General features: G+C 35.5%; 13 protein-coding genes. All 13 read right to left on the reverse strand.

Annotation, left to right across the window (positions count from 1 at the left end; genetic code table 11):
- Positions 1–149 precede the first annotated feature (149 nt).
- The gene (fliS, locus tag C9J35_RS04325) at positions 150–560 is read right to left on the reverse strand and encodes a flagellar export chaperone FliS (protein WP_107923552.1); all 411 of its coding nucleotides are present in this window, start codon (positions 558–560) and stop codon (positions 150–152) included.
- Positions 561–636: 76 nt separating this feature from the next.
- The gene (gene fliT / locus C9J35_RS04330) at positions 637–996 is read right to left on the reverse strand and encodes a flagellar protein FliT (protein WP_107923553.1); all 360 of its coding nucleotides are present in this window, start codon (positions 994–996) and stop codon (positions 637–639) included.
- A gap of 32 nt (positions 997–1,028) precedes the next feature.
- A complete protein-coding gene (gene fliD / locus C9J35_RS04335) occupies positions 1,029–3,455 on the reverse strand; it encodes a flagellar filament capping protein FliD (RefSeq protein ID WP_107923554.1) in 2,427 nt (808 codons plus the stop codon).
- Positions 3,456–3,478: 23 nt separating this feature from the next.
- Positions 3,479–3,850 carry a flagellar protein FlaG gene (locus C9J35_RS04340; protein ID WP_107923555.1) on the reverse strand — a complete coding sequence of 124 codons (372 nt, stop codon included), beginning with the start codon at positions 3,848–3,850 and terminating at the stop codon, positions 3,479–3,481.
- 357 nt (positions 3,851–4,207) lie between these two features.
- The gene (pseC, locus tag C9J35_RS04345) at positions 4,208–5,356 is read right to left on the reverse strand and encodes a UDP-4-amino-4,6-dideoxy-N-acetyl-beta-L-altrosamine transaminase (RefSeq protein ID WP_107923556.1); all 1,149 of its coding nucleotides are present in this window, start codon (positions 5,354–5,356) and stop codon (positions 4,208–4,210) included.
- Positions 5,357–5,367: 11 nt separating this feature from the next.
- Entirely contained in the window at positions 5,368–6,414 is a 1,047-nt protein-coding gene (gene pseI / locus C9J35_RS04350) for a pseudaminic acid synthase (RefSeq protein ID WP_107923557.1), read from the reverse strand.
- Positions 6,411–7,391 carry a UDP-2,4-diacetamido-2,4,6-trideoxy-beta-L-altropyranose hydrolase gene (gene pseG, locus C9J35_RS04355; protein ID WP_107923558.1) on the reverse strand — a complete coding sequence of 327 codons (981 nt, stop codon included), beginning with the start codon at positions 7,389–7,391 and terminating at the stop codon, positions 6,411–6,413. The genes pseI and pseG overlap by 4 nt, the downstream gene beginning before the upstream one ends.
- A gap of 1 nt (position 7,392) precedes the next feature.
- Entirely contained in the window at positions 7,393–8,115 is a 723-nt protein-coding gene (locus C9J35_RS04360) for a cytidylyltransferase domain-containing protein (RefSeq protein ID WP_054767483.1), read from the reverse strand.
- 34 nt (positions 8,116–8,149) lie between these two features.
- Positions 8,150–8,875, reverse strand: coding sequence for an SDR family NAD(P)-dependent oxidoreductase (locus tag C9J35_RS04365; protein ID WP_107923559.1), 726 nt, complete (start codon positions 8,873–8,875; stop codon positions 8,150–8,152).
- A complete protein-coding gene (locus C9J35_RS04370) occupies positions 8,872–10,119 on the reverse strand; it encodes an AMP-binding protein (protein WP_107923560.1) in 1,248 nt (415 codons plus the stop codon). Before C9J35_RS04370 ends, C9J35_RS04365 begins: the two co-directional genes overlap by 4 nt.
- Position 10,120: 1 nt before the next feature.
- Complete coding sequence (locus C9J35_RS04375) at positions 10,121–10,345, reverse strand: phosphopantetheine-binding protein (protein ID WP_054767468.1); 225 nt, start codon at positions 10,343–10,345, stop codon at positions 10,121–10,123.
- Positions 10,346–10,369: 24 nt separating this feature from the next.
- Entirely contained in the window at positions 10,370–10,906 is a 537-nt protein-coding gene (gene pseH, locus C9J35_RS04380; protein WP_054767467.1) for a UDP-4-amino-4,6-dideoxy-N-acetyl-beta-L-altrosamine N-acetyltransferase, read from the reverse strand.
- Positions 10,907–11,053: 147 nt separating this feature from the next.
- The gene (locus C9J35_RS04385) at positions 11,054–12,409 is read right to left on the reverse strand and encodes a sugar phosphate nucleotidyltransferase (RefSeq protein ID WP_107923561.1); all 1,356 of its coding nucleotides are present in this window, start codon (positions 12,407–12,409) and stop codon (positions 11,054–11,056) included.
- Between the last annotated feature and the right edge of the window lie 10 nt (positions 12,410–12,419).

The following is a 12,419-nucleotide window of genomic DNA, read 5'->3' on the forward strand; positions in this document are numbered from 1 at the left end:
ATAAGTACCCCAAATTCCCTTTTAAATACTCTTGAACAATCTTTAATTTAAAACCTTGGCTATATTTCGCCATACAAAAACACCCCAAAAGTTAGATTTATTACTCTAACTTTTGGGGTGCAGCACCCAATTGATGGTCTCTATTTTCCTTAAATTTGTCCGCTATTGCCATTTCCGAATTGTTGTTGTCGATTAATACGGATAACTTCTTTCCAAGTATCGCGGAATTCCGTCACCAAACCTTCAACTTCTTCAATAATAGCTACATCACTTTGAATATTGGCCTCTATTAAACGGCGATTCATATATTCATAGAGGGCAAACATATTTTTTGACACTTCTATGTCCATATTGAGTGTTGCCATGAGCTCGCTAATGATGGCCTGTGCTTTTAGTAGATTTGTATTTTTTTCTTGGACATCTTTTTCTTGTATTGCAAGTTTTGCTTTGTGCAAGAACTTTAAACATCCATTATAAAGCATTAACGTAAGCTCACCAGGTGACGCAGTAGTAACACTGTTTTGCTTGTACGCGTTTTGGGCTGTTAAATTTGCTGCCAATAAAGGACAACTCCTTTTAAAGGTTACTTATTTACTATTTTAAACCATTTATCGAAGAAAAGCTAATAGGTATTTGTTAATTCTTTTTGTCATAATACATTCCGTCCATTGTGCGAACATTGCTATATGGATTAAAGTATTGTTCTTCACTTTTTTTCGTTTTTTGTAGATTTGCCATATCCTGCTTTACAGCGTCCATGACAACAGCCAATCGTTGTTTAATACCTTTGTCTAATTCAAGCAAGGTGTTATGAACACGATTTTGAGCATCGAACTTAAAGTTCTCTTCCTGCAAGCGTTTAATAATAATTCCACGCTTATCCAACATTACATTAATGTTGTCAATGTAGCTATCACGTTCTTCACTATTTGGGATTTCCCCTAAAAGTTTATATAGATTAGCAGAAACCTGCAATAGTTGTTCTGTTGGTTGCATATAATTCTCCTACTCTAGCTTTATTAAAAGCCTTATGCTCCTAATCCTTGCATGAACATACTTGATTGCGAATTTGCTTTATTTATAGCTTGTTCCATGGCTGAGAATTGCTTCCAGTAGCGTGCTTCAATATTTTTAAGTTTTTCTTGCCAAGTATCTATGCGTTTATTTGTATCTACTATGTTTTTACCGATTGAGTAGGTTTGCTCTGTAGCTGACGTACGCCCCGCTTTTTTCTCTATATCAATCTTAAAACTATCCATAGTACTACGTAGTTTTTGCAAGTAGCCTCGTGTATCTGCTTCTTTAGTGGAAATGTTCCCGTCTTTATCAGTTACTGTAATCGTATCTTTTTGTTTACCGTCGAGATTTGAGAATAATGCTGCTACTGCATCTGGATCTTCTTCAAGAGCCTTTTGTAGTTTCTTTTCGTCAATTTCTAATTGACCACCATCATTATAGTTCTTAGTTGTCGTAATGCCTACATTAAAGAGTGTATTAAATTTTTGATTTGAAACGGCTGGATTTGCTTCGTAAACCAATGCACGCATACTAGCAAGTCCACTTCTTAAAATAGTATCGCTACGTAATAATCCACTTTTTGCCTTTTCTTCCCAAAGCTTAATCTCGTTTTCTGACATATCTTTTCTTTGTTCATCAGTTAAAGGTGCAAAGGAACGATATTTTGTTTCTTTAGTTTGTTCGCTCAAATCCTTAATTAAGCCATTGTAAGTAGTAACAAATTCTTTAATTTTATTCATCATTTCATCAACGTTGGTAGTAGATGTAATGGTAACTGGAGAAACTGTCGATGGATCAGCAGTTATTTGTGGGGGCGCTGTTGCAGTTGCTACATGATTTAAATAGGCTGCCTCAAAGTCTCCATCACTTTCCTTATAAATATTTTCTTTATATAATTGTTTATAGTTTGCTTCTGCATTGGCATTTCTTGTTATAGCAGCTTTATAGGCAGAATCGGCTTGGTCCATCTCAGTTCTAGCTGTTGTTAATTTGATTTGCGCATCGGCTACTACTGATAAGTTCTCGATTTCAGGTCCACTTAAACTTTGTAAAGCCTCAAGTGTTCCCTTGTCTAATGACTTTAACTTCTCTTTTAAAGGCCCTTCTGGTAAATCAGCAAATGGATCTTCTACTGATAAATCCCGACCTGTAAGTGCAGTTGCAATATCTGCACCTAAACCGGAAAGGTCTTTTAAAACTTGCTTATTCAAAACATTAAAAGTTTTTTCTAATTTTGCAACATCAGATATTGCATTAAAATCTGCCTCTGTTAACTCGGAAATTTCTTTTAAATCACCAAATTCTATTTTGCCTAGTGCATCTTTTAAAGCTGGAGGGAAACCATCTGCTTCAGTAAGATTTGCAATTGCTGTTCTTGCAGCTTCTTCATCCGTGAAATCTATTTCTGCCAGCTTCGTAACTTGATTGTAATTTAGTTCTGCTAGAAGTGGTCTAGTTTCCAAAGCCAGTTCCGAATAAAGTACCTTTTGAGCATCATTTAAACTACTCGATAAGCTAGCTTTTGCTAGATTATAAACATCTGTAGCGTCAGCATGAGCCTGCTTTTTTGTATCAAAAGTTGATTCTTTGGCAGATAAATCGGTTGCAGCATTTTTTCTTTCATTAAATGACAACGTTAACAAAGAATTTATCGTACCACCCGCGTTAAACGTTTCTTTTAACGTGACATTGTAGCCAGAAATAGTAAATGTATTTGAAGAACGTTCAGTCGCTATACCATTCACTTGGAACATCGCATTTTTACCGCCACTTGCTAAATCACCAGAAGTCTTTCCATTAAGCGATGTATATCCAAGCTTACCAAAAATATCTGCTCCAGCAGTTACTTGAACCTCAGCTCCATTTTTATTATCACCTGTATTCTTTGCAGTAATAGATAGGCGACCATTTTCAAATAATGCACTAACACCCGCATTACTATCGTTAATTTTTTCCACAAACTTCGATATTGTCATGGATTCATCAATAACAATATCAGTACCCTCTGTTGGCATTGTTCCGTCTGGTTTAATAGCGTTTAGCTTTATTACACCGTTGCTGATGCCAAGTTCACTTAACTTCGTATTGGCAGTAGCATTAATTTGATCACCGAGGCCTCGCGCTGCAGATGCAAGTTGTGATACACCTTCAAGTGCTAGCGTGCCAGAAGCACTGGGTGTTGCTGTAGCAGAAGCATATGTGCTGTTGGAAACTGCAGCTGTTTTTGATTTCATACTTTTTAAAATTAAATTGTCTGCAATATACTTATCAAATGTTTGAAGTTTTGTATTAATTCCTCGATACGCATCTCGTTGCCATTCATACATAGTTTTTTTCTGTTGTAATTTGATAAGAGGTGATTTTTCAGCTTGCATTAACTTTGCTACTAAAGCATCAATATCCATCCCTGAGGCTAAACCGCCAATTCTGTTTACCATATCTTGTTCCTCCTAATTTATCCTTAAATTTTTTCGTCTACAATCATACCTAAAAGTTTTTGCATTTCATAAAATGCATCTAATAGTTTTCTAGGTGGTATTTCTTTCACAACTTGTTCTGTTTGCGCATCTACCACTTGTACAAAATAACGATCTAAGCCATCATGCAGTACGAATTTCGAAGAACTATGATTTATTTGCAAAAATTCGTTCACTATTTCTACAGCTTGTTGTAATTTTTCTTTTGATATTTCTTGCTCTTCTGGTGCAATATTTTGTTTTTCAACTTTTTGCTTAGTGACAGTAGGCTCTGTTGTCACTTCTAAGCTTGCCACCCTCATATTATTTGAAGCAGTAGATGTCTCTATTGTTTGTCCTTGCGTTGCAATACGCATCCTATCCAACCCCCTAAACATTTCATGTACTTATGTGTATTATCGGAAGTATTTTGTGAAATTTCACTTTTAAAGAAAATCGAATAAAAATTATAGTCTACTAGATTTTGAAAAATTCTTTTTATCCACTAAAAAGCGACATTCCGTTTACGATAACGGAATGTCGCTTTTATATAAAAATGCTTTTCACAACGAAACAAAATTAAGGAAAACATTTCTATTTAATAAGAAAAATGTAAAATATTAGTTTTATATTGAAATATACCTCGGTATCATTGAATTTGAATTATTTATATAAAAAGTCTAAATGCTTGAAAATTTATTGTCTCTTTATTTTATATATTACTTTTCTATACTTTATTTATGTAATATATTTTTTAATATTTCAATTACATCATTAACATCAGATTTCTCCATATCAGGAAATATCGGTAATGTTAATGCACCTTGATACCAATTCTCCGCTACTTTACATATTTGTTTACCATACCCGAGCTGTTGGTAATAAGGATGCCAATAAACAGGGATATAATGCACATGGACGCCAATATTACATGTTCGCATTTCATTAAATATTTCTTTTCGAGTTTTTTTTAATACGGTTTGGTCCAGCTGAATCATGTACAAATGCCAACCTGATTTTGTTTCATCTAACTGTTTTGGTATTATTACACCAGAAAATTGATCTAGTGCATCATTGTACATCTCAGCTATTTCACGGCGACTATTAATAAATTTATCTATTTTTTTCATTTGCGATAACCCTAATGCTGCTTGCATATCTGTCATACGATAATTGAAACCAAGGTCAGTCATCTCATAATACCAATCACCTAGTTCCTCTGCATAAGGTGTTTTAGATATTCCATGACTACGGAAAATCTTTAATTTTTCATAATATTCTTCAGAGTTAGTAGTGATTACTCCGCCTTCTGCAGTGGTAATTGGTTTCACTGGATGAAAACTAAACATCGTCATATGTGCTTGTGAACCAACTTTACGACCTTTATAGCTAGCTCCAAATGAATGGGCGCCGTCTTCTATTACAATAAGTTTATGTTCCTCTGCAATAGTCATTATTTCGTCTAAGTTTACCGGTTGTCCAGTAAAATCCACGGGTATAATAGCCTTTGTCTTAGAGGTAATGTTCTTCTTGATTTCCTTTGGATCAATATTATAAGTTTGTGAGTCTATATCTGCAAATACAGGTGTTCCACCGCAATACAAAACTGCATTCGATGTCGCAGCAAAAGTTATTGGCGTTGTAATAACTTCATCACCTGCCCCAATACCTGCAGCATAACAAGCGCCGTGTAAGGCAGCAGTGCCATTAGAAAATGCTACTGCATACTTTGCACCTATGTAATCTGCTACTGATTGTTCAAATTCCTCAACTTTAGGTCCTTGCGTTAAAAAAGGCGACCGTAATGTTTCTACTACAGCCTCAATGTCAGCTTCATCAATTGACTGTTTTCCATATGATAAAAATGTTGAGCGCTTATTCATGCTATCAGTCCTTATAGTAATATATCAAAAGTTAAAGGTGTCCCTTTTAATACATCTATTTTTACTTTCTTTCCTACCACCAACTCGAAATATTTTGGTGCAAGTCCATATCCTGGGCGTACAACACGGACATTTTCTTTCGTTAATACATCACCAGCTTTTAACTCTTCTCCTATGTAGAGCGATCTGCGATATTCAAGCGATGGTTTTTCGACGTTTGTAGGCCCGTAGGAAATCGTTCCTAAACTTCTCCATGCTCGCTCTGTCTCCTCCACTAGCATTTTAAGTTCATGTGGTTCTAAAGAAAATGTTGAATCTACACCACCATCAGCACGCGATGTTGTAAAATGCTTCTCTATAACAACGGCACCTAATGTCACTGCAGCAATAGATACACCAATCCCCATCGTATGGTCAGATAACCCAATTTCTGTTCCAAACAATTCTTTCATATGACGGATGGTAGATATATTTGAGTTTTCCGGTGTTGCAGGGTATGTACTTGTACATTTCAATAAAACAATTTGTTCGTTTCCTTGAGATTTAACTGCTCGTACAGCTTCATCCAATTCAGCAATTGATGCCATTCCTGTTGAGATAATAATGGGCTTGCCAGTTGCTGCTACTTTTTTAATTAAAGGAATATCTACATTTTCAAAAGAAGCAATTTTATACGCAGGCACGTTTAAAGTTTCTAAAAAATCTACAGCCGTTTCATCAAATGGTGAACTAAAAGCAACCATCCCAAGTTCCTTACATCGATTAAAAATAGCTTCATGCCATTCCCAAGGAGTATATGCCTCTTTATATAAATTATAGAGAGATTGTCCTTTCCACAGGTTTATATCGCTTTCGATAAAAAATTCACCTGTATGGATATCCAAAGTCATCGTATCTGGTGTATATGTTTGTAATTTTACTGCATCTGCCCCAGCCTCTGCTGCTAGATCCACTATTTTTAATGCACGCTCAAGTGATTGATTGTGATTACCTGACATTTCAGCTATTATAAATGGTTTTTCCGTACGTCCAATCTTTTTATCACCTATTTGAATCATTCCGTTACCTCCAAAATTGCATCCAACCAAGATCTCGCCCCTCCTGATTGCTCCGTTAACTTTAAACCGGCATTGCGCATGTTTATCAATAATTCTTTTTTACCTTTTAAGGACCAAAGTAAATCTTTATACGTATCCGCAGTTACTTGTTCATGCCATCCTAAGTTCCATATTACGCCTAACTCTTCTGCAGTTTCTGTTGAAATACGTTGATTTTCTGCAACAATTGAACTTGATGAAGGTAAACCAACGAAGCAACGTTCCCAAGTAGCACTACCGCCAGCGCCTATAGAAAAATCTGCTTTTGCCATCAACGAAGCCAAATAATCTATTTGGCAATGAAAATGATAACCTTCCTTCATGCAAATATCTTTAATTTTAGTTTTATGAGGATTACTATTACCAACAACAACATCAACGCATTGGAAAATTTGATGTTGTGTTAATGCTGTTAAAACTTTCAATGTTTCACTTGTTGGATCACTACCACCCATAAAAATAAGAATGCGGTTAACTCCACTCATTTTATTCGGTAGGCTTTTTCTTTCTCGAATAAATTCTTCTCGCATAATTAAATATCTCGGCCCTAGTAATTTCACACAATGTGCTGGAACTAAGTCATCATAACGATGCTCATAGTTTGGAACAACATTTTGATCTAATAATAGATCACAGTCATGTATACGATTGGCCAAATCATCAATGACAACAATTTTTTTTACGAATGGTCGTATTTTCCTTTCCCATTCTCTATCAATATCATAATGATCGATAATACAAATATCTGCCTTTGTCATTTCAGTAATTACTACAAAACCTTTAGATTGAACAAATACTCGCATATCACCTGGTAACTCTTTCATCCAAAAGAACACTTCATGACCTTTTTTTCTAAGCTCAGTTGCAATGGTAAGGCAGCGCATCACATGACCACTACCAATCTTAAAAGAAGCATCTGTGCGAATGACAATATTCAATTTATATCACCGGCTTTTGTTCAATATGTGCATTTAGCTTTGCAACTTCAGGTGTACGTTTTAAGTAATCAATAATAGCTGCACTTGAGACAAGTGGATTATTAAAATATTCTGCCACTACTCGAATTAGCTCATAGTCAGGATCTGTATCCAATGTAATACGAAAATCTGGTGCTCGTCGGTTCTCTGGAACTTTATATGTGATTGCTGCAAACTGTTCCTTAAATTCATAGGCATAGTACGTTACATGTTCACGATGACGCTGTTCTTGACCTATTTCATTTATTTTCAGTAGCGAGTCATATGAAATTAACTCAACAGCTAAACCTCGTGGTAAATCACCATCTACTAACACAATATCCTTTCGCTCATTTGCCATAATAGCTATCATTTCAGAGGCCATTTCATAGTCTATAAACGGACAATCCGATGTCACACGCATTACATAATCAGGCTCATATTCATTCGCACAATCTACAAAGCGAGATAATACATCGTTCTCTGAACCACGGAAACATTGAATATTATGTTCTAAGCACCAAGAAGCAATTGCATCATCTTGTGGCGATAATGAAGTTGCAACAATGACTTCTTGCACGCCGTTAATTTGCAAACAGCGCTTTGTTACATACGTCAGTACATCTGACTCCCCTAGTGGTTTTAAAATCTTACCCGGAAGTCTGGTTGACCCCATTCTTGCTTGAATAATCACGATTGTTTTCAAATAATCACACCCTACGTTCACTTAGAAATTTCTCCTATATTGTTCCATTATCGACATGTATAGTTGTACCTGTAATCGACTTTGCTTGATCCGAAAGTAAAAAAAGGACTGTGCTTGCTACGCTTGAAATATCCGTTTCCTTTTTCAAAGATGTTCTTTTGTAAATACGTGCTTTTTGATCTTCTGTCAATGTTGTACTCATACTTGTTTCCATAAAACCTGGTACAACACAGTTAGAACGGATTCCTTTGCTCCCCCATTCCCTAGCAGTATTTTTAGAAAATGCCTCCATTGCTCCCTTAGATGCTGCGTACATGCTCAAACCTTTATATCCCGTATGAGCACTGATAGAGGATATATGCACGATTGAGCCCTGCGTTTTATGCAATAACATATCTCTAATCGCATACTTCGATAGATGCATAGCTGAAAATACATTCACTTGGAACATTGTCTGCAATTGTTGAACATTTAGGTTAGAAACAATATCGTCATATGCCATTGCTGAATTATTAACGAGTCCGTAAATCGGACCTATTTTACGAATCTTTTCCATATATAATGGCTTTATACCATCCACATCTGTTAAATCATAAGAAAGTGGTTTGAAACGGTCTGGGTATATTGCTAACAGCTCGCCCGCAGCATCTTCACTTGAACGGCTAATGCCAATAACGCCAAAGTCTGTTTCTGCCAATATTTGATGAACAATCTCTCTCCCGACTCCTCTTGAATCACCAGTCACAATAATCCATTTCATTTTCTGACCTTCTTTCCAGTTCGTGTACTAGGAAGTTCATCTACGAACTTAATAATCCGTGGAACTTTCCACTCTTGTAAATGTATAGATGCATATTGTTTTAATTCTTTTTTAAACTCTCTTTCATCTATTTCCTGATTTTTGATAACGTCCGCGACAAGTAGCTCGCCCGTAACACTATTCTTTTTAGACTTCACAAGAATATCGATAACACCCGGAACTTGCATTAATATATTTTCTACTTCGAGTGGATTCACTTTGTAGCCTCCTACATTAATCATATCCGATTGACGTGATTGGAATTTAAAATGTGTATCATCAACCATTTCAATAAGGTCTCCCGTGTGAAACCAATCATTAACCAGTGATAGTGACTCTGAATGTCCGAGTAAAGAGTGATGAATACATAATTCCTGTTGTGCAGTAATTTTCACCCACTGTTGATGTTCCGGGCTAATTTCAAAAGTATCATGCTGTGCTGTAAATAAACTACCTGCCTCTGTCGATGCATATATATTAATCATCTTAGCATTGGGAAAGACAGCTTTTAACTTATCTTCTAAAAGCAAATCGAATTTTTCCCCACCAAACGTCACTCTTTTGACCATTGCATACGTATTTCCATGTAAATAAGGAAGAACATTTCTATAAAATGTTGCCGTAGATGAAATATGAGTTATCTGAAATTCCTCAATTAAAGCTGGCACCTTTTTCATTGACTCATCAAAAATATAAATTAATGTGTTTTGGTTGAGAAATGCTTGGAAAAACACTTGCAACCCAGCCATATGAGTAGGATTATAGGCAAAAGCCCAAATATCATTGTCAAACTTCTTATGGATTTTTACGTTTCTTGTGAGTGTATGGAAAGTATGACTCATCTTTTTAGGGCGACCTGTCGTACCCGATGTATAAAGAGTTAATTGCCAGTTTTCTATATCTTTCACTCGTTGCATGATTTCATCTAGCTTTTGGAAATTGAGACGTTCTTTCATTTTTGTCTTCAACGTTAACGAATTTACATTAATACCCAATTCACTTATCTCATTTTCAGAAAAATCCCCATCTAACACTTCAATTGGATAGTCAAAAAGCAAACTGTGAACAATTCCTAAGAAAATATCATATGGGTGATTGTCCTTCACATATAGATAAGGAGATTCATTTTCCTTGTTGTTCAAATCCAATAGCAATTTCTCATAGGTATAGGCAATCTTATTATGTACTAAAAAAACTTTCTCCATATTATACGCCTTCGATTTTAGCAATGATTTCACCAATTGTTTGAACAATACCGTCTTCGAAAATATCTACATCAAACTCATCTTCAATTCGAACTGTTAATTCCGCTAACATGAAAGAATCTAAAGTTAAATCCTCTCTTAAATCCATAGAGGCTTCCAAAGATTCAATAGACTCATGCCCCGCTTCTTCTCGCATTTCATTAATGATTAATAGTAATTTATTCATGTATTTATTCTCCAATTCTAAGTTTCACTTTTCAAATTCGCATACATACTTTTGGAATTTATTTAGCTTTAGCCAATCTTCCTTTAAAAGCTCCAATAAATTCAAATCCGTATACGAACCATTTTTAAAAATATGATCTTTATATACACCAACCATTCGATAACCATGCAATAAATTCAACTTAATGACATTACTATTCCCTTTCATCACTTCTGCCGTGATTTTGTGAAAGTCATAAGTTGAAAATATATAATTATAAAAATATGGTGGTATAATGCCTCCATATAAACGATACTTTTCTTCGCCAATATAAAAGCCCCAGCTCGTTCTTTTATTCACATGATCTATATTATTTAAAGAAATTACGCCTACTGGTTTTTCCTTTATTTCTATTATCCAATAAGCATCAGTTTCAGAATTTGAAACCCTTCTATACCACACTCTCTGTTTATCCATATCTTTTTCAATATCTGTGTTCATAAATTGAGTGACATCTTCCTGCGTTCTCCATTCCAGAACTTGTTCAAGATGTTTTTCTCTAAGTTTAATAAAGCGAATCATTTAGAACCTCCATAAGTATTCGGTTTTCCACATATAATTATAGTTACTTTATCGGTAAAATAAACGCTTTTTCCATATCTTTAGCATAACAGAAAAAACGACCTTCAGTTGATTATTGAAAGTCGCTTTTCTCTTTTTTTCTTTTTATTAACGAATGGATTCCATTATCGCAGGCCAATCTTTTTCTAGTCTCACAATATCTTCTTCTACTATAGAGTCGCCCATTTGTACTTCAATTAGCTCTGTATCAGTCAATGCATAGAGACAATGCTTCGAACCAATTGGAATACTTAATACATCTCCAGGCAAAACCATTTTTGTTTCACCATCTTGGATAAAAATCGCATCTCCTGAAATAATGGTCCACACCTCCGAACGATTATTATGAAATTGATAACTTAAGTTTTTCCCCGCTTCAACACAAAGTCTTTTCGTTAAAACCTCGCGTCCTTCTTTTTTAGTAATATCAAGTACTCGATACCAGCCCCATCGACGTTCCTCGTACATTGGTCTTGAAAACAAACCATCATGTAGCATATCTTTCATCCGCGAACTTGCTGGTTTATCTGTTACTAAAATACCGTCCGCGCTAACAGCAACTACCGCATTTGAAATCCCAAGTACTTTAACAGGTAAATCAAGCTCATTTACAATATGGGTATTATAGCTATCCTCACTGAACCCTCCATTCCCAATAACCTGTTGTGACATCTCTTCCGTTAACGTATTCCAGGTGCCTAAGTCTTTCCAATATCCATCATAAGTTAAAGCAGTTATTTCATTTAGCTTTTCTACTACTTCATAATCAAAACTATTTTTCGGCAATATTGAAAACTGTTCCAATAATTCTTTATATGAATTAGAAAATCCATCTCTGCTTAGTTTATTTAATATTAAATTTAAAGGGAAAGCGAATACACCACTATTCCAATAAGCACCTTTACCAATTAACGCTTCCGCAACTTCTTCAGATGGTTTTTCGACAAAACGAGCAACTTGCATGTATTCCGTATATTGCTTTGGTATTAAATAACCATATTTAGAAGAAGGATATGTAGGTTTTATCCCTAATAAACCAATATCAGCATTGGTGGTCATAACAAGCTTTTCAAGTTCCTTCACCTGTTGATAAAAAGCAACATCGACAAAGGCGTCCACTGAAACTACTCCAACGACTTCATCTTCCTTCATCCCTAAAGCTGAATAAAGATATGTACATGCTAGTGCGATTGCCGGAAATGTATCACGTCTTTCTGGCTCTACGACAATTGGAATATCACCTAACTGATTGTGCAACATATCTACTTGTGAAGCATTCGTTGTCACAATCATGTCTTCCGCAGCAACAACCTCGGACAATTGACGATACACACGTTGCACCATCGACTCTAATTCACCAGTTTGCTCGTTTTTTAACACTTTAAGAAACTGCTTTGCACGTGAATCATTTGATAGTGGCCATAGTCTTGTACCCGATCCACCTGAAAGTAGAATAAGCTTCACTTTACTTCAC

The sequence above is a fragment of the Lysinibacillus parviboronicapiens genome (assembly GCF_003049575.1).
Lineage (GTDB): Bacteria > Bacillota > Bacilli > Bacillales_A > Planococcaceae > Lysinibacillus > Lysinibacillus parviboronicapiens.